This is a genomic window from Ruegeria lacuscaerulensis, assembly GCF_013031245.1.
Classification (GTDB): Bacteria; Pseudomonadota; Alphaproteobacteria; order Rhodobacterales; family Rhodobacteraceae; genus Ruegeria; species Ruegeria lacuscaerulensis_C.
The window spans coordinates 81,070-99,041 of the sequence record NZ_WPZL01000005.1 but is presented as its reverse complement, the minus strand read 5'-3'; the positions used below and the strand labels follow the sequence as shown (position 1 = coordinate 99,041).

Annotated in this window: 14 protein-coding genes and 1 pseudogene; 7 read left to right on the top strand and 8 right to left on the bottom strand. The window is 59.3% G+C overall.

The genetic code is table 11. The annotated features are described in order from the left end of the window. Positions 1-29 precede the first annotated feature (29 nt). A complete protein-coding gene (locus GOX66_RS08675; RefSeq protein WP_170761633.1) occupies positions 30-836 on the bottom strand; it encodes a thioesterase family protein in 807 nt (268 codons plus the stop codon). Between the two features lie 152 nt (positions 837-988). Here GOX66_RS08675 and GOX66_RS08670 point away from each other — a divergent pair, with 152 nt between their 5' ends. Then, a complete protein-coding gene (locus tag GOX66_RS08670; protein ID WP_170761631.1) occupies positions 989-1,924 on the top strand; it encodes a 2-hydroxyacid dehydrogenase in 936 nt (311 codons plus the stop codon). A gap of 7 nt (positions 1,925-1,931) precedes the next feature. On the opposite strand, the gene GOX66_RS08665 is transcribed toward GOX66_RS08670, so the two are convergent. Continuing rightward, on the bottom strand, positions 1,932-2,288 hold the full coding sequence (locus GOX66_RS08665) for a hypothetical protein (protein ID WP_170761629.1): 357 nt from the start codon (positions 2,286-2,288) through the stop codon (positions 1,932-1,934). A gap of 266 nt (positions 2,289-2,554) precedes the next feature. Here GOX66_RS08665 and GOX66_RS25770 point away from each other — a divergent pair. From GOX66_RS25770 to GOX66_RS08655, 3 genes and pseudogenes are all read left to right on the top strand, one after another. After that, a pseudogene (locus tag GOX66_RS25770) lies at positions 2,555-2,694 on the top strand ((S)-ureidoglycine aminohydrolase); the annotation flags it as partial. Between the two features lie 150 nt (positions 2,695-2,844). Then, positions 2,845-3,168, top strand: coding sequence for a hypothetical protein (locus GOX66_RS08660; protein ID WP_170761627.1), 324 nt, complete (start codon positions 2,845-2,847; stop codon positions 3,166-3,168). 54 nt (positions 3,169-3,222) lie between these two features. Further along, entirely contained in the window at positions 3,223-4,209 is a 987-nt protein-coding gene (locus tag GOX66_RS08655; RefSeq protein WP_170761625.1) for a type I glyceraldehyde-3-phosphate dehydrogenase, read from the top strand. A 36-nt stretch (positions 4,210-4,245) separates the two neighbouring features. Here the strand turns inward: GOX66_RS08655 and GOX66_RS08650 are convergent, their stop codons facing one another. Further along, positions 4,246-4,542, bottom strand: coding sequence for a hypothetical protein (locus GOX66_RS08650; RefSeq protein WP_170761623.1), 297 nt, complete (start codon positions 4,540-4,542; stop codon positions 4,246-4,248). Between the two features lie 9 nt (positions 4,543-4,551). On the opposite strand from GOX66_RS08650, the gene GOX66_RS26285 reads away from it, so the two are divergent. The 3 genes from GOX66_RS26285 to GOX66_RS08635 all read left to right on the top strand — a co-directional run bounded on the left by GOX66_RS26285 (position 4,552) and on the right by GOX66_RS08635 (position 11,019). Further along, positions 4,552-4,692, top strand: coding sequence for a hypothetical protein (locus GOX66_RS26285; protein ID WP_170761621.1), 141 nt, complete (start codon positions 4,552-4,554; stop codon positions 4,690-4,692). A 439-nt stretch (positions 4,693-5,131) separates the two neighbouring features. Then, positions 5,132-6,937 carry an autotransporter assembly complex protein TamA gene (locus tag GOX66_RS08640; protein WP_170761619.1) on the top strand — a complete coding sequence of 602 codons (1,806 nt, stop codon included), beginning with the start codon at positions 5,132-5,134 and terminating at the stop codon, positions 6,935-6,937. Further along, the gene (locus GOX66_RS08635) at positions 6,934-11,019 is read left to right on the top strand and encodes a translocation/assembly module TamB domain-containing protein (protein WP_174822696.1); all 4,086 of its coding nucleotides are present in this window, start codon (positions 6,934-6,936) and stop codon (positions 11,017-11,019) included. The genes GOX66_RS08640 and GOX66_RS08635 overlap by 4 nt, the downstream gene beginning before the upstream one ends. 8 nt (positions 11,020-11,027) lie before the next feature. Here the strand turns inward: GOX66_RS08635 and GOX66_RS08630 are convergent, their stop codons facing one another. The 5 genes from GOX66_RS08630 to GOX66_RS08610 form a co-directional block, all read right to left on the bottom strand. Continuing rightward, the gene (locus GOX66_RS08630) at positions 11,028-11,540 is read right to left on the bottom strand and encodes a thioesterase family protein (RefSeq protein WP_170761617.1); all 513 of its coding nucleotides are present in this window, start codon (positions 11,538-11,540) and stop codon (positions 11,028-11,030) included. After that, positions 11,533-12,330 (bottom strand): cyclase family protein, encoded by a 798-nt coding sequence (locus tag GOX66_RS08625; protein ID WP_170761615.1) that lies wholly within the window; start codon positions 12,328-12,330, stop codon positions 11,533-11,535. Before GOX66_RS08625 ends, GOX66_RS08630 begins: the two co-directional genes overlap by 8 nt. Before the next feature lie 111 nt (positions 12,331-12,441). Beyond that, positions 12,442-15,225 (bottom strand): formate dehydrogenase subunit alpha, encoded by a 2,784-nt coding sequence (gene fdhF / locus GOX66_RS08620; protein WP_170761613.1) that lies wholly within the window; start codon positions 15,223-15,225, stop codon positions 12,442-12,444. Between the two features lie 11 nt (positions 15,226-15,236). Next, positions 15,237-16,940 carry an NAD(P)H-dependent oxidoreductase subunit E gene (locus GOX66_RS08615; protein ID WP_170761611.1) on the bottom strand — a complete coding sequence of 568 codons (1,704 nt, stop codon included), beginning with the start codon at positions 16,938-16,940 and terminating at the stop codon, positions 15,237-15,239. 85 nt (positions 16,941-17,025) lie between these two features. Next, positions 17,026-17,907: a LysR substrate-binding domain-containing protein gene (locus GOX66_RS08610; protein WP_170761609.1), complete on the bottom strand. Its 882-nt coding sequence runs from the start codon at positions 17,905-17,907 to the stop codon at positions 17,026-17,028. Between the last annotated feature and the right edge of the window lie 65 nt (positions 17,908-17,972).

The following is a 17,972-nucleotide window of genomic DNA, read 5'->3' as shown; positions in this document are numbered from 1 at the left end:
CGAGGCGCTTGCAGAAACTGGCCTGCGGATCAGTTAGGCGGGAACAGAACGAGGGTCTGCAAGGCCGCGCCGACAGGGCCTTCGGTGTCATAGAGAACTGATTGAGACATGCCGATGCCCGACGATTGCCAATGACAAATGGAGTCTGAGGCCAGCCATTCCGAAACCGGTTCGCGGTGGACTTGCACGGTCAGGTCGGCGTTCATGAATCCCATCTCAGCCGTTGGCGCGTTCCACGAGATACCGTTGCCGCAATCGGCCAGCGGGCAAAGTGCCTGAATCGGCGATTGCGCCTCGCCCTCAAGCAATTTCGGCGTCCGCATCCAGACCGTCTTTGGTCCGGGGCCTTGATTGCCGTTTCTGGGGTAGAGCACTTCGGAGTGGTTTGCAAAGCCCGGCAGGCCGTGGCGTATTTCACCTATCGGGAAAGGGCCTTTCACAGCGTCCTCCAGAATGGGCGGGGACAGTGTCACGTTGGGAACCGGCCCCAGATCCCTGCGCGCCAGGTGCATGGTTGTTGCTGTGGCACAGAGCGTGTCGTCGAGATCATGAACCGTCACACGTGTGGTCGCCAGCGTCTTGGTGTGGCGCGTGGTTTCCGCAGCCACACGCAGACCTGCCAGCGGCAGTGGCCGCAACAGGTCAACAGTCAGACGGGTCAACATTTTTTCCGGGCCGATCTCGGTTTCCGCGGCTCGCACGATCAGACCGCTAACCGGACCCGCATGACAGTGGTCAGCCGACCACGGACCACGCGCAGGATCATTGCCGACAAAGGCACCGTCCGCACTTTGGTGAAAATACGTCTGACGGCTCAGGTCGGTTTTCCTGTTCATGTGCTGCCTCAACCCTCTTCCTGCATCTGTTTCTTTGTCCGATCCATCGACCAGACTTTACCTTCAGCCAAAGAATGACTTAGCTGCGTTTACGATGTCCAGTTGGGTGACGAAACGTCAAAACGGTCAAATTGAAACAGAGGGGGCGCAATATGGCGTTGTTGATTGAAACCGGGCTGTCCGATTGGATAAGCGACAACGACATTGCCCGCGAAGTTCAACGGCTTTACCCCGGAACGGATGTGCGAACGCCATCGACACTCGGAGATCCCAGCGACATCACCATGGTTGCTGTGGTCGGGCTGAACGACGACCACCCCAAACGTTTGCCGAATTTGCAACTGGTGCAAAAACTGGGCGCCGGGGTCGAGACAATCGTCGGCAACCCCAACCTGCCCGTTCATGTCCGCGTGACCCGCCTGAAACCGGACGCGCCTGCGCAAGGCATCGCCGAATGGTTTGTAGCCTATGTCCTGCGCCACCAAAGACACATGACGTTCCACGAGGCCGCACAACGCCGCGCGGAATGGGTGCCGAAAGCGCCCATCTATTCGCCGGACACAGTGGTTGGTGTTCTCGGACTGGGCCATATCGGATCGCGCAGTGCCAGGATGCTGCACTCCGTCGGTTTCCGGGTTATGGGCTGGAGCCGGTCGCCCAAGCAGATTGACGGCGTCACCTGCCTGCATGGCGACGCGGCCCTTCCGGAATTGCTGGGCCAGTGCGACCATGTCTGCGCAATCCTCCCATCCACTCCTCAGACAGTCGGGCTTTTCGATGCCAAGATGCTGGCCGTCATGAAACCCGGCAGTCAATTGCTGAATGCGGGTCGCGGGGACCTGATCGACGAGGACGCTCTGATAACTGCGCTGGACAACGGCACACCGGGCCATGCTGTTCTGGACGTGACTACGACAGAGCCGCTGCCATCAGACAATCCGTTGTGGGCGCATCCCGGCGTGACGATCACGCCGCATGTTTCCGGCTGGCATCTGGGCGAAGCGCTGGCGGATGTGGGCGAAAACTTTCAACGGTTGAAGGCAGGAGCGCCCCTGTTGCACGAGGTCGACCGGGCGCGCGGGTACTAGCTCAGATTCAGGGCGTCAGGATCCAGTTGCCGCTGGCATCGCGGCACCGGCGGGTTCTGACCTCGCGTGTCTGATCAGAGCCTTCAGGCTGAATGAAGTGCTGCAAGTGAACGCAATTGTCGCGGACTTCGCGTACGCGGATCGTGCCCATCGAGCCGGTCGCTTCGTTGGCCCACGTGCTCTCCGTTCCCACCTGAGGCGCACCACCTGCGAGCATCGCATCCGCTGTCACGTTCACCACGTTAAAATCCTCGGGGCTCAACCCCATTTCTGCGATGATTCGGGAAAGCGGCTTTGCCTGGCTGGCCACTGCCGCTCCCAGAACCGCAACTGCTACCAATGTAGAAGAAATCCAGGCTTTCATGGTCGCCTCGCTTTGCTGAAATAGTTTTACATTCAAGACTATACCGGCAACGAACAAGGGCCAAGCCCTGTTGCGCGCCCTTAAAAATTTCCAAGTAAACCTTTTGCATGTCAGACGCCTGAGGCGGCGGGACAGTCCCAGCATGGTGCCGGAAACTGAAACCAAAGGTATCCATGGCACACGCCACATATTGCACGCTCACAGATAGCCACCGCGATCAGGACCAGTTATTAACTGATCGCCCCATATTCACTGACGTCCGAGTGGTGATCCCTTGTGCCGAAATTCACGTGATTCAAAACGGGCATTATGTCCTGAAAGTAAAGCCGTCTACCGGCTCAACGAGGATTGGGTCGCGGTCGTGGCTGGCGATTACATCTGGCTGCACGCCTTTTGCCCGCAGGCGGTCCAGGTCGATTCCGCTAACTGCACTACAATGACATGCACCTGTCCCTGGCTAAACGCTGACGTGGATTCGGTTTTTTCCGTCGCAGGGGTTCACAGAAGCGCTTGAATCTGGTGAAATAACACCGGTTTTTAGCACTGGAGATTTTCAATGGTACTGCGCGGATCAATGCTGGCACTGGCAGCAACAATTGGCCTGACGGCTTTCGGGTCAACACCTGTTGTCGCCAAGGAAGAAACCAAATCGGTTTTCGTCATGAGCCGCACATGGGCCGTGACGCAGGTATCGGACGCTCCGGTCGTGTACCGCGCCACGCGCGACAACAACAACCTGAACCCCTTTGGCCCGCCGCCGCGCCTGCGCACCGTTCAGGCCATTGCAGCCATTCAGCAGGCGACAGGATGCAAGCCGATCGTGGCCAGCATGTATCAGAACATCTCGGGTCAGTTCTTTTCACAGGTCAGTTGCAACTGACGTGTGGTCGAAACGGCCATTGAGGTCTGACCGGCGCGCTGCCATAGCTTGCGCATGAAACTCGCAATCAACGGATTCGGCCGTATCGGCCGCACGATCCTGCGGCAGCTTCTGGCCTTGCCGCAAGGTTCGGACATCGAGCTGGTGCTGATCAACGATATCGCTCCGCTTGAAACCTGTGCCTATCTTTTCAAATATGACAGCACATTTGGCCCGTTTCCTGGCACGGTTGAAACGGGTGACGAAACCATCTTGATTGATGGGCACGCATTCCCGGTCACCCACAGCGCGGATCTGTCGCGCGTAGATCTGTCCGGTGTCGATGTTTTGATGGATTGCACGGGAGTCGCGCGCACATCAGACGTTGCCAGCCAGGGACTGACAGCCGGGGCGGGCAAAGTTCTGATCTCAGGCCCCTCACCCGCAACCGAAGTCACAATTGTTCTTGGCGCCAACGAAGATCAGTTGGGCAATGCACGGATCGTATCAAACGCCTCCTGTACCACAAACGGGCTGGCGCCTCTGATCAAAGTACTGGACCGGATCGGAGGCATCGCCTCGGCCCACATGACGACGATTCACTGCTATACCAACAGCCAGCCCATGGTCGACGCACCGCGCGGAGATCTGGCGCGCTCACGTGCCGGTGCTCTGTCCATGGTCCCGACAACCACCAGCGCCACGCATCTCATTGACGACGTCATGCCCCATCTCGCTGGCCGCATCTCGGGCGCAGCCGTTCGCGTTCCCACGGCCAGCGTGTCCGCCGTCGATCTGGTTGTTACGCTTGAGCGTGGCATGTCCGAGACCGCTTTTGACGCAGAACTGCGTAGAGCCGTCGCTCAGTCACCCGTTCTGGGCTGGACCGATCACCCCCTGGTCTCGTCGGACTTGCGCACAAGGCCGGAATCCCTTGTCCTAGCAGGCCCCGAGACGCGGATGGTCGGTGAACATCAGGTCCGCGTCTTCGGCTGGTATGACAATGAATGGGGGTTTTCGGCGCGTATGCTGGACGTGGCTCGCCTGATGGCCAACGTCTGAGCTGACCGCAGTACTCCGCGAACCGCGTGTGCCCGACTATAAGCACGCCAAACAGGCTGATGCATGCTCTGCCATACCGCTTGAAACCTCCTCGGCCGCCTCGGGGACCATTTCATTGGGCAGGGCCGGGTTCAGCACGATTGCGATCAGGCCGATCTTCTTGGCTGAGCGATAAATTTGGCACATCCGGTTGCGTAGTCGACTACTACGTGATCCTTTTGCTCTCGCCATATGGGCGTTCAACTTGCCGGGCCAACTGAAGACACAGATTGCGGAAGCGAGCACCACATCGCCAATTTGCGCGTTCATGGAATTCACAAACTGACGCTCCATGGAGACCTGATGCTGTCGGGCTATTACGCACTGGTATTTGCGACCAGATACAACCGGTTCATCGCCGCGCTGGTATTCCTGATGGGCGTCGCGATGTTGCTCGTCGCCGTCATGTGGTTGTCGACTGCACCGATGTTCAAGCCGCTGTGAGAGGTCGATACCCAATCTCATACGCCTTTCGAACAAACGAACGCAGCAGCTGAAGAGGCCCATCACGTCCTGCTGGGCAACTGTCCATGCTTTGCGCGAACCGGGTTGGGAGCGCGTCCTCAGGGCTTCGAAGGGTGTTCTGCCGGAAACTGAAGGCGAAATCACCCGCAACACACATCAAATCTACCTTCAGGTGGGAGTGACCCAAGAAATGCCACCTGCCAATGTCTCCCATGTGGAACCCGAATACCGCAAAGCCACCCTTTGCTGGTTCTGCAACGCCGGGTCCTGACCACCACACGAACAGCTATTTTGGCGAGTTTTTCGATAAATTCTTTCCCTGCACTGAAACTGATGCTCTAACATGAATGCAATCAGCCGTTGCCATTCAAAAGACGGCGATTTTTTGATTTCGACTTGGGGCAGTTGGAGCCATTCGATGCAGGAAAGCTGGCCGCGGGCTTTTGCGAAAAAATGCCTTCTCGGCGCGATAACGGCTGCATTTCCAACAACTCTGGCCGCATTGGAAACCACACTGACAGTGCCCGGCGCGCCGAAAGAACTGATTGAGCGGCTTGCGGAAACGTCCTCGGTCGCAACTGCGGAAGACAGAGGATTGGACACGCCGCTGGAAATTCTTTCAGCCGCCTTGTCCGATTATCGCACCATCGTTCAGATTTTGTATGACGAGGGGTATTTCAGTCCCGTCGTCAGCATCAAACTGGATGGTCAGGAAGCTGCAGAGATCAGTTCACTCACGGTACCCGCCGAGATCAATCGGGCCGTCATCACAGTCAACACCGGCCCGACCTTTACCTTTGGCACCGCTGTCGTTGAACCCGTCGCCCCACAAACCGAGTTGCCCGAGGAGTTCGCCACCGGCAAGCTGGCAACAACCGGTGCGATTCAGCAGGCAGCCTCGGCCGGAGTGCAGGGCTGGCGCGATGCCGGGCACGCCAAAGCCGAAGTCCAGGATCAAAGGGTCATCGCCCGCCATCAACAGAGAAAACTGGATACCGAGATCGACCTTGCCCCGGGTCCGCGCCTGACATTTGGCAAGATGATCATCTCCGGCGACACGGATGTGCGCCACAGTTCGATCGAAAAAATCGCAGGCTTCCCTTCCGGTGAGGTGTATTCGCCGGAGAAGATACAGAAAGTCGGTACACGGCTGAGGCGCACCGGTACATTCAATGTGGTGTCCATTGAGGAAAAAGACACTCCGAACCCGGATGGTACACTGGATTTCGACGCGACCTTCGAAGACCTGCCCAAACGCCGCCTGTCATTCGGGTTCGAAGTCGCCTCGCGCGATGGGATCGATGTAACGGCCACATGGATTCACCGCAACGTCTCTCGCCGCGCCGAAAGGCTCAGGTTCGAATTCGCCTTGCGGAATATCGGCGGATCCGAGGATCTGGACGGCCGGATCGGTCTGCGCCTGGATCAGCCGGACAGACTTGGCCCGGATGACAACACTTTCTGGAGCGCCTTGCTGGAACGGCGCAACACAGACAACTACAACGTGTGGATTACGTCACTGGCATATGGTGCGCGGCGTACTTTTTCCGACCGCCTGTACGCGGAAGCTTCTGCTGGTTTTCAATGGTCGGACGCGGACGACGCTTATGGCAGCGGGCGCAAGTTCCGGTACTTCATCCTCCCGTTTCGATCGGAATGGGACCAACGCGACAGCAAGGTCAGTGCTACGCGCGGGTACTATCTGGATTCGCAGGTCATGCCGTTTGTCGGGTTGTCGGACACGGAAACCGGCATCCGGCTGTTTTTCGACGGCCGTGCGTACACCAGCCTGAACACGGGCGGCAGGCTGGTTTTGGCAGGCCGTGTGCAACTGGGTTCAGTGATCGGCCCGTCACCCGACGGGGTAACACCGGACTTCCTGTTTTTCTCGGGCGGCGCTGGGACCGTGCGCGGGCAACCGTATGAAAGCCTCGGCATTCCCATCAATGGCGGGGTGGCCGGTGGCAAATCCTTTCTTGGCCTGTCCGGCGAAATTCGTGGGAAAATCACCGACACGATATCGCTTGTCGGCTTTTACGACTATGGTACCGTCGATACGTCTTCGTTCATCGGAAGTGGCGCTGAGTATCATTCCGGGGCCGGACTTGGCGTCAGATACGACCTGGGCGGGTTCGGCCCGCTGCGCCTTGACCTGGCGGTGCCGGTACAGGGTGACACCGGCAACGGTCTGCAGTTCTATATCGGGATCGGACAGGCATTTTGATTTGGCGCTATTCATATCCTGTCCTAACCACGGCGCTTCTGCTGACCGCGCCTCAGCCCCTTCTTGCCCAGGAAGACGACAGCGGCGGCAGTATGTTGGAGCGGTTTCTGCAGGACACTCTGTCCGGCGACGATCAGAACGTTACCGTCAAGGGCCTGCAAGGGGCGCTGAGCGCCCGCGCCACGATCGAAGAGATCACGGTTTCGGACGACGAGGGCGTCTGGCTGACCATCAAGGACGCCGAACTGGACTGGAACCGGTTGGCCCTGATACGCGGACGGTTTTCCGTCAACGCCCTGACCGCGCAAGAGATCGACATCGCCCGCGCGCCCGGCACGACCACCAAAGAAACACCGGCGCCAACAGCCGAGACGCAACCCTTCCAGTTGCCGGAACTGCCGGTTTCAATTGAGATCGGTGAGATCCGGGTGGATGAACTGTCATTGGGCGAACCGCTGATCGGCGTGGCTGCTGATTTGAAGGTGACCGGGAACCTTTCACTGGCCGATGGCACACTGGACACCAACCTGGATGTCACCCGACTGGACCGGGCCGGCGACGAGATCAAGCTGACTGCCGGGTTCCAGAACTCCTCGCGCGAGATCAATCTCGACCTGCAGGTCAGTGAGGCGTCGGGCGGTCTGATCTCGACAGCGCTGAAGATTCCGGACAGCCCGCCGATTGGTCTGACGGCCAAGGGAGCAGGACCGTTGACGGATTTCACGGCCGACATCGCGCTGAGCAGCGACAATCAGCAGCGCGTGACCGGGCAAGTCCGGTTGCGGGCTGCCGAGAGCGGTGCTGCGGACGGGATCGCCTTTACCGCCGATTTAGGCGGCGATCTGACCCCGTTCATGGCAGAGGACCTGGACCCGTTCTTTGGGTCGAGGACACGCCTTTTCGTGGACGGCCAGACAAAACCCGAGGGCGCGCTGGATATCTCGGATCTGGAACTTACCACCCAGGCTCTGAATATAAAGGGCGAGTTGCACCTGGACGAAGGCGGAACCTTGCAGTTGGTGGCCTTGCAAGGCCGTATCACGCCGCCTGATGGTGACACTGTGGTGCTTCCGGTTGCGGGCGGAGACACGTCGATCGAAGCAGCACAGATCTCTGCCCTCTATGATCAGAAAAACGGCAATTTGTGGGACCTGAGTCTGACGGCAAATGCATTCGCTTCTCCGCAAGCGAAACTGGAAAGCGCCCAGATCACAGCACAGGGCACTCTGGAGCAGGGCGATGCTTTCAGCGTCCGGGGTGACGTACAGGCCACCGTGACCGGTATCAACCTGAGCGACCCGGCCCTGAACGCTGCTTTGGGTGAACAGGTTACGCTGGACAGCCTGTTTGATTATGGCAGTGGCCAGTCCCTGAACCTGTCAGGCTTCGAACTGGTGGGGACAGATTATACTTTGGCTCTGGACGCGCTGATCAGCGGGTTGACCAGTGGTCTTTCAGTCGACGGGTCCGCATCGCTTGACGCTTCCGACCTTTCGCGGTTTTCCGATCTGGCCAAGCTTGAACTGGGTGGCCAGGCCTCGGCCAAGGTCGATGGCAAAGGCTCGCCGCTGGAAGGCAGCTTTGACGGGAAAGTGGTCATTCAGGGCCGCAACCTGTCCACCGGTCGTGACGATATTGACCCTGTCATCAAGGGCGAAACCACGATCACACTGGACGCCAACCGCGGATCAGAGGGCATAAGCATCCGCGAGTTTGACCTGAACAGCGACGCGGCCCAGGCGCAAGCCAGCGGTGAGGTCACAACGCCGGACGGCAATCTGACCATCGATGGTCAGGCCCAGGTGAATGCACCGGACCTTTCTGTTTTCTCTGGGCTCGCCAAGCGTGACCTCGGCGGCGCCCTGCAGGCGGAACTGGACGGTAAGGGCACGGTGCAGACACTGGAATTCGACGGCACGGCGAACGTGATCGGACAGGACATCACAACTGGGATGTCAGATATCGACCCACTGCTGACGGGTCGGACCACGATCACATGGGACGGCGCGCGAACGGCCGAACAGATCGAAATCCGCAAAGCGACGGTCAACGGCAAAGCCCTGACCGCGCAGGTTGCGGCGACAGTCGATGACCCGACCGGAGACTTGTCCGTCGACGGCGAAGCCAGCCTGAACGCGCCAGATCTTTCTCTGTTCGCGGGTCTCGCCGGACGCGACCTGAGCGGCTCGGTCACGGCGGATGTTCAGGGCAACGGAAACCTGTCGAGCCGTGTCTTTGACGTACAGGGCAACGTGGATGCCGACGACATTCAGACCGGGATCGAGATTGTCGATAAACTGATCCAGGGCCGAACGACCCTGAACGTCGACGCAGAAAACGGCGATGAGGGCCTGGATGTCCGGACCTTCCGCCTGACGGGGACCGCGCTGTCGGCCACCGCGTCAGGCAAAGTCGATCGTGAGGCCGGCGGCCTGAATTTCTCGGTGCAGCTTGATGACATGGGTCGGATCCTTAGCACGCTTTCCGGGCCGCTCACACTGGATGGAAACGTAGCTCCGACCGGATCGGGACTGGAAGGAACCGCGACGCTGCGGGGGCCAGACAGCTCATACGCGACCCTTACAGGCACTGTGGAAAACAATGGGTCAGCGGATGTGGATTTCGACGCCAAGCTGAACAAAATCGAACGATTTGCGCCCGAGTTTCCGGGAACTATCGCCGCGACGGGAACCGCAAAACGCGATAACGGCGTCTGGACAATCAACGCCTCCGCCGATGGTCCCGCCGAAATCAACAGCGATATCGCGGGAACATTTGACGAAAGCAAGGGCGAAGCGGACCTGAAAGCACGAGGCGGCGTCAATCTTGGCGTGGCCAACATCTTTATTACGCCCAACAAAATCGACGGGACAGCACGATTTGACCTCGGGTTGAAAGGAAAACCCGCCCTAAGCTCGCTCAGCGGCAAAATCACCACCTCGGGGACGTCGCTGGCCATCCCCGGTGCAGGGCAGACGATAACAGGAATAAGCGGCTCGGTCGATCTGGCGCAAAGCCGGGCCACAATCTCGCTGAATGGCGGCGTGCGCGCTGGTGGGAACTTTACCGTCGCAGGCCCCGTGGACCTGACGCCGCCGTTCAATGCGGACATCAAGACCACCCTCAACAGCCTCGTGCTGACGGACAAGTTACTGTACGAGACCACTCTGAACGGCCAGATCGCGTGGACCGGAGCATTGGCTGGAAACAGCGCGATTTCCGGGCAGATCACGTTTGATGAAACCAATATCAATCTGGCCGCCGCCGCCGGTGCGGTGGGTGCTGCGCCGATACCGGACATTGAGCATATTAACGAAAGCGCGGCGGGGTTCCTAACCAGAGAACGCGCCGGTCTGGTTGTCGAAGAAGGCAAAACCAAAAGCGATTCCCGCATTGCGCTGGACATCAGCCTGCTCGCCCCCAAAGCGGTTTTCGTGCGCGGACGTGGTGTAAACGCGGAACTTGGCGGTCGGTTGTTTATCGGAGGGACGACGACCTCGGTCATTCCGTCCGGTCAGATCGAACTGATCCGCGGTAATTTCGACATTCTGGGCCGCAGGCTGGCCCTGACCAAAGGCATCGTGACGCTGCAAGGGGACCTGACGCCCTATATCGAGTTCGAATCTTCCACCAGCACGTCGGACGGGACCGCCACGATCGAAATCGCGGGTCCTCTGGATGCGCCCGAGGTGGACGTCTTTTCCGATCCGGAACGCCCCGCCGAAGAGGCCCTGGCCATGCTGTTGTTCGGCAACCGTTTCTCGGAACTCTCGCCCATCGTGATCGCGCAGATGGCGGCATCTCTGGCGCAGCTCAGCGGCGCTGGGGGTGATGCCACAAAGGGTCTGAGAGACGCGACCGGCGTCGATACCTTGGACATCGGTGCATCTGAAGGCGGCGCAGGTCGTCTGGGTGCCGGTGCTTATCTGAGCGACAATCTATATACCGATTTCACCGTAAACACTGAAGGTGACACCGAGGTGAACCTGAACCTTGACGTCACTGACAATTTCACCGTGCGCGGAACCGTTGATGGGCGCGGCGAAACCGGCATCGGTGTGTTTTTCGCTCGGGATTACTGAACGCCCATTTACTTCCGCCGGATTCCGATTGATTGGCCGACCTGCGGCGCAGTTTCCAATCCTGCGTGATCCCTGACCATCTGGGCCAGTCGCATGGCAGCCCAATCGGGATAAGACACTGACCGCCCCGTCGTGTGGCTGACATTCATGAACAGCGCTTCCTGGGTGGCGCAAACTGCGTCGTCTTCTTCGGACAGCATCTGCGCGAAGTAGTGGCCGCGCTTTTGGTCAGCGTCCAACATGCGGAAGCGGAAATAGAGCGGCTGATCCTGCTGGACCTCGCGCAGAAAACTCATGTGGGATTGCAGGATATAGGGCCCCTGCCCCAGCGCGTCGACCTGCACTTCGCCCAGCCCAAGGTGGTCGGCCATCAGCCTTTCCAACGCCATATCAAAAACCACGCCATAAAAACCCACGTTCATATGGCCGTTATAGTCGATCCATTCAGGCAAGACCGTGAAACCACGGATTTCGACCGGCGCATCGTAGGGGCCGTCATGCCCGCTGAGAGGTTCATTCATCGGTCGCGCCTTCCTCATATTCAAAAATCGCTACTGCACGGACAAAGCCCGCCGACGCCCCTTTGATCTTGTACGGAAAACACGAGATTTCAAACCCGGTGGGCGGCAGCCCTTCGAGGTTGGTCAGCTTTTCGATATGGCAATACCCGATCTCCATCGAGGCCCGATGCCCCTCCCAGATGATCGAGGGGTCCTGCGTTTCGGCATATTCCTGCGCGGTCAACGGAAAGGGCGCGTCCCAGCTCCAGGCATCGGTTCCGGTCACGCGTACGCCGCGTTCGGTCAGATACAGGGTCGCCTCGCGCCCCATGCCACAACCTTTCATCAGGTAATCAGGCTGACCGTATTGGGTTCCGGCCGAGGTATTCACTATCACGATATCCAATGGCTGCAAGTCATGACCGATGCGTTTCAGTTCCGCCTCAACATCGGCCGCGGTGGCCACATAGCCATCGTCGAAGTGGCGGAAATCCAGTTTTACACCGGGGTTCATGCACCATTCCAACGGAACTTCGTCGATGGTGATCGCACGCTCTCCTTTGTTCATGGTCGAGTGATGGTGGTAGGGCGCATCCAGATGGGTCCCGTTATGGGTTGCAATCTGCAGGCGTTCGATGGCCCAGCCCTCGCCGCCCGGCAAGTCGTCCTTTTTCAGTCCGGGAAAGAATGACATGACCTGTTCTGCGGTCTGTTCATGAGTCAGATATTCGATTTCCGGCAGCATGATCGGCGGATCGGATACGATCCCGGTTTCCAAGGGGACTGACAGATCAACGAAACGGCGGGCCATGTGCAACTCCTCCACCAATGACGGTGACAGGGTTGGCTGCAAGTAACCCGCTGTCAAGGAAAGAAAAAGGCGACCCGACAGGCCGCCTTCCAAAGTTTGTGAGTGGTGGTTTTATTCCGCCGCGACGGCGTTTTCGATCTTTTCAACCCGGATCGCCGAGAACTTGAACTCGGGGATTTTGCCATATGGGTCGACGGCCGAGTTGGTCAGGATGTTCGCCGCCGCCTCGACGTAGGCAAACGGGATGAACACCATGTCCTCGGCAATGGCCCGGTCGGCCCGTACCATGATGTCGATCGTGCCGCGACGTGTGGTCAGACGGACTGTCTCGCCCGGTTCGATCCCCATCAGCTTGAGCGTCCGGGGGTTCATCGAACAGTTCGCCTCGGGCTCTACCGCGTCGAGAACGTTGGACCGGCGGGTCATGGACCCGGTGTGCCAATGTTCCAGCTGGCGGCCCGTGGTGGCGATCATCGGGTATTCTTCATCCGGGGCCTCATCCGGCGGAATGACACTGGCCGGAGTGAATCTGGCTTTACCGTCCGCACGCGGGAAGCCGTCACCGAACACGATTGCCTGCCCCGGATCGGTCTCGCTCAGCGATGGGTAGGTAATCGTCTCGGTCTCCAGCCGTTCCCATGTGATATTGTTGAGCGACGCCATGGTCAACTTCATCTCGGCAAAGACCTGAGACACGTCTGTGTAATCCCAGTTCAAGCCGATCCGCTGCGCCAGTTCGACGGTGATCTTCCAGTCCTCGCGCGCCTCACCCGGGGGTGCCACGGCCGGACGCACACGCTGTACCTGACGGTTGGTGTTCGACACCGTTCCGTTCTTTTCATACAGCGCCGAGGCCGGCAGGATGATGTCGGCATAGTTCGCCGTCTCGGTCAGAAAGATATCCTGCACGATCATCAGGTCCAGCTTGGCCAGTGCCGCGCGGGCATGGTTCACATCGGGGTCAGACATGGCCGGATTTTCGCCCAGAATGTACATGCCTTTGATGTTACGCGCATAAATCTGGTCGATAATTTCAGTGACAGTCAAACCCTTCTCGTTCGAGAAATCGTCCGAGTTCCAGACCTCGTTGAACTTGGCCCGGATGCCATCATCCGTCACCGTCTGATAATCCGGCAGGAACATCGGGATCAGACCTGCGTCGGACGCACCCTGCACGTTGTTCTGACCACGCAACGGGTGCAGACCCGCGCCGGGTTTACCAACGTTGCCAGTCATCAGAGCCAGCGAGATCAGGCAGCGCGAGTTATCCGTGCCGTGGATATGCTGGCTGACGCCCATACCCCAGAAGATCAAACCGGCCTTGGCATGCGCAAAGATGCGGGCCACGCGGCGCAGTTGATCCGGTTCGATGCCGCAGATCGCCGACATCGCCTCGGGCGTGAACTGGCGCAGGTGCTCTTTCTCGGCCTCCCAGTTCTCGGTCCAGCGGTGGATGTACTGGCTGTCATAGAGCTCTTCCTCGACGATCACGTTCATGATCGCGTTGAGCATCGAGACGTCAGCGCCCGGACGGAACTGCAGCATCTCGGTCGCGAATTTGCGCATGCCGACGCCGCGTGGATCCATTACGATCAGCTTGCCGCCACGCTTGGTGAACTGCTTGAAGTAGGTTGCCGCAACCGGGTGGTTTTCGATCGGGTTCGAGCCGATGATAATCGCCACATCCGCGTTTTCGATCTCGTTGAAGGTCGCGGTCACAGCGCCCGAGCCCACGTTTTCGATCAGTGCCGCCACTGATGAGGCGTGGCAAAGACGCGTGCAGTGGTCGACGTTGTTGTGCTTGAACCCCTGACGGATGAACTTCTGGAACAGGTACGCCTCTTCATTGGTGCACTTGGCCGAGCCAAAGCCCGCGACATTACGCGGATCTTCGTCGCGCAGCGCCTTCAGCTTGGTGGCAGCGAGGTCCATCGCCTCTTCCCAGGTCGCTTCGCGGAAATGGGTGTCCAGATTGCCCGGATCGACGTTCAACCCCTTCGCCGGGGCATCCTCGCGCCGGATCAGCGGCTTGGTCAGGCGGTGCGGGTGGTGGATGTAATCGAACCCAAACCGGCCTTTGACGCACAGACGGCCTTCGTTGGCGGGGCCGTTGATGCCCTCGACATATTTGACCTTGCCGTCTTTGACCTTCAGCGAGACCTTGCAGCCAACACCGCAGAACGGGCAGACGCTTTCGGTTTCCGAGTCGTAATCCTTGCTGTCGCCCTTTTGTTGGTCGTCCAATACAGTGGCCGGCATCAGCGCACCAGTCGGGCAGGCCTGAACGCATTCGCCACAGGCCACACAGGTCGACGCGCCCATCGGGTCGTTCTGGTCGAACACCACCTGTGAAGTGTGGCCACGACCGGCCATGCCGATCACGTCATTGACCTGAACTTCGCGGCAGGCGCGGACGCAGAGGTTACAGTTGATGCAGGCGTCCAGATTGACGCGCATCGCAACGTGGCTGTCATCCAGAAGCGGGATTTTCTCGGCCTCTTTCGCCGGAAAGCGGCTGTCGCTGACTTCGGTCAGTTTGGCCATGTCCCAGAAGTGGCTCGAAACGTCATGCGCTTCTTCGGGCTGGTCGGCGACCAGCAACTCCATCACCATCGCACGCGACCTCTCGGCCCGGTCGGTGTCGGTTTTGACTACCATTCCTTCCGCTGCCGGACGGACGCAGGAGGCGACCAGAGTGCGTTCGCCTTCCACCTCGACCATACAGGCGCGGCAGTTGCCGTCCGGGCGATAGCCTGGCTGCGGCTTGTGGCACAGGTGTGGAATGATAAGGCCTTGGCCATTGGCCGCGTCCCAGATCGTTGTGCCCTCGGGCACAGTGACGTCATTGCCGTTCAGGTTGAAGGTGACGGTCTTGGTTGGGCTTGCATCAAGCATGGCTGTCTCCCTCAAATTTCGTCAGCGAAGTGTTTCATGACCAGACGGATCGGGTTCGGGGCCGCCTGCCCCAGACCGCAGATCGAAGCATCGCCCATGACCTGACACAAATCTTCCAGCAGGTCCTGATCCCACTTGTCGGCCTGCATCAGCTTCACGGCCTTTTCGCAGCCCGCGCGGCAGGGTGTGCACTGGCCACAGCTTTCATCTTCGAAGAACCGCAGCATGTTCAGCGCTGCATCGCGGGCGGTATCCTGATCGGACAGAACCACCACGGCGGCGGAACCGATGAAGGTACCATGCGGTTGCAGCGTGTCGAAATCCAGTGGGATGTCGTCCAACGACGCAGGCAGCAGACCCGAAGACGGGCCACCCGGCTGATACGCCTTGAAAGTCTGGCCTTCGGCCATGCCACCAGCCGCATCGATCACGTCCAGAATGGTCGATCCCGCGGGCAGCAGGTAAACGCCCGGCTTCGCAACCCGGCCCGAGACCGAGTAACTGCGCAGGCCTTTACGGCCATTCTTCTCGGTGCTGTTGAGGCACTCCGGCCCCTCGCGGCAGACTTTAGTGACCCAATACAGCGTCTCGACATTGTGCACCAAGGTCGGACGGTTAAAGACCCCAACCTGCGCCACGAACGGAGGACGGTGACGCGGCAGGCCCTTCTTGCCCTCGATCGACTCGATCATCGCGGATTCTTCACCGCAGATATACGCACCAGCACCCCGGCGCAGGTCGATATAGCCGGGTTCAACGATCCCCGCGGTTTCCAGCGCGGCAATCTCACGACGGAGAATTTCCAGAACCGCCGGGTATTCATCACGCATGTAGATGAAGCAGGTTTCCGCCTCGACCGCCCATGCGGCGATTAGCATACCTTCCAAAAAGACATGCGGCGCGCGTTCAAGGTAATAGCGGTCCTTGAACGTGCCGGGTTCGCCCTCGTCGCCATTTACGGCAAGATAGCGCGGCCCCTCGTTCATACGAACAAAGCCCCATTTCTTGCCAGACGGGAAGCCAGCGCCGCCCAGACCGCGTAGGCCCGAGGCCAGAACGTCTTCCTGCACCTTCTCCCAGTCGCCACCGTCGCGCAGTTCCATCAGTTTGGTGTAGCCACCGTTTTCGACATAGGAAGCATAGGTCTCATAGTCGGGCAGGTGGGCATGCGTGTCACCCGCCGCGATGGCGGCCTGAACCTTTTCCGGAGTCGCATTGTCGATATGGTTGTGACCGATCTCCAGCACCGGAGCCGTGTCGCAACGGCCCATGCAAGGCGCGCGGACAACGCGGACCTCGACCGGGTCCAGGCCATCTTCCAAGGCTTTCTGCAATTGCTGGGCACCAGCCATTTCGCAGGACAGGGAATCACAGACACGGATCGTCAGCGCGGGCGGTGGCGTCTCGCCTTCTTTCACCACATCAAAATGGGCATAGAAGGTCGCGGTTTCATAGATTTCGGCCTGCCCGATCCGCATCTCAACAGCCAAGGCGGCGATGTGGTCGGCGCTGATATGGCCGTGTTCGTCCTGAATCAAATGCAGAAATTCGATCAACAGATCGCGGCGGCGCGGACGATCGCCCAGCAGACGCGCAATTTCGGCCTGCGCCTCATCCGTGAACTGACGGCCTTTGGGCGTGTGCCGCCCTTTGCCTTTACCTGACTTCCAGACGCCCTTGGGTGCGCCTGATGGCTTGGTATCTAATGGTGCCATGATGCCCTCCGATTGAGGCTCCGTGTCTCATCAGAATAGCATATCGTCAAATCGCATATCGCAATCGCACGATAACGACAACTTATCACCGTAAAGACGTCACAACGGCACGTAATGCCTCGACCGTTGGCAATTCGGGGTCGCGAGTCAGGGTGGCCAGGCAAATTGGTTTACTTACAACGGGATCGACCAATGGCAATACCTTCGTCCCCCTGAGATCACCCAACGCCCGCACCAGAACACGCGGGACAACAGTGGCCGCAAGTCCCTCGCGTGCCATGACCATCGAAGCGGTGAAGCCGCTGGTTTCCGCGACCACATGCGGGTGCAGGCCCTGTTCGGCGAAAATCCGGTCGAGAATGCGCCGGTTCTGCATCTGCGGCTCCAGCAAGCTGATCGGGAATTCAGCCACACGTGCCCAGGGGATTGGGCCAGTTTCTTCGGTCATATGGGATGGCACCAGCAGCACATAGGTTTCTTCGTACAGAGGTTGCACTTGCCGCAAATCGGTGCCGATGCTGTCGCCATAGGTGATACCTGCGTCCAGACTGCCCTCATCCAGGCGATGCTGAATGGCCGAGGCGGACATGGTTTCGATACGTGTCAGGATGCGCGGATGGGCCTGCTGCAGGCGCTTGATCAGCCGCCCTGTAAAGGCAATTGCCGTCGGGATAACGCCCAAAATCAAGGTGCCGGTGATCTCGCCCCGTGCAGCCAGCACCTGCTGTTCCAAAGCTTTGGCATCGTCAAGAATACGCCGTGCTCGACGCACGATCATCTCGCCCTCTTCGGTCAGCCCCTGAAACCGGTTGGCACGGCGGACGATGGAGACACCCATCCGGTCCTCAAGATTGCGGATGCGCATCGAGAATGCGGGCTGGGAAATGCCGCACTCTTCGGCCGCCTTGGCAAAGTGACGGTGCCGCGCCAAAGCGCTGAGCAATTGCAGGTCGCGGATTTCGATCACTTGGGCCTCAGGGCTGTGGATGAGGCAGAATAACCTCATCCAACGTAAGGAAAAGCCCCAAACGA

Coding starts and splice junctions, on each gene's coding strand:
- GOX66_RS08640 (WP_170761619.1), top strand. CDS start 5,132: ATGCAGGAAAGCTGGCCGCGGGCTTTTGCGAAAAAATGCCTTCTCGGC.
- GOX66_RS08665 (WP_170761629.1), bottom strand. CDS start 2,288: ATGAAAGCCTGGATTTCTTCTACATTGGTAGCAGTTGCGGTTCTGGGA.
- GOX66_RS08650 (WP_170761623.1), bottom strand. CDS start 4,542: ATGGAGCGTCAGTTTGTGAATTCCATGAACGCGCAAATTGGCGATGTG.
- GOX66_RS08615 (WP_170761611.1), bottom strand. CDS start 16,940: ATGGCACCATTAGATACCAAGCCATCAGGCGCACCCAAGGGCGTCTGG.
- fdhF (WP_170761613.1), bottom strand. CDS start 15,225: ATGCTTGATGCAAGCCCAACCAAGACCGTCACCTTCAACCTGAACGGC.
- GOX66_RS08675 (WP_170761633.1), bottom strand. CDS start 836: ATGAACAGGAAAACCGACCTGAGCCGTCAGACGTATTTTCACCAAAGT.
- GOX66_RS08655 (WP_170761625.1), top strand. CDS start 3,223: ATGAAACTCGCAATCAACGGATTCGGCCGTATCGGCCGCACGATCCTG.
- GOX66_RS08630 (WP_170761617.1), bottom strand. CDS start 11,540: ATGAATGAACCTCTCAGCGGGCATGACGGCCCCTACGATGCGCCGGTC.
- GOX66_RS26285 (WP_170761621.1), top strand. CDS start 4,552: ATGCTGTCGGGCTATTACGCACTGGTATTTGCGACCAGATACAACCGG.
- GOX66_RS08625 (WP_170761615.1), bottom strand. CDS start 12,330: ATGGCCCGCCGTTTCGTTGATCTGTCAGTCCCCTTGGAAACCGGGATC.
- GOX66_RS08660 (WP_170761627.1), top strand. CDS start 2,845: ATGGTACTGCGCGGATCAATGCTGGCACTGGCAGCAACAATTGGCCTG.
- GOX66_RS08670 (WP_170761631.1), top strand. CDS start 989: ATGGCGTTGTTGATTGAAACCGGGCTGTCCGATTGGATAAGCGACAAC.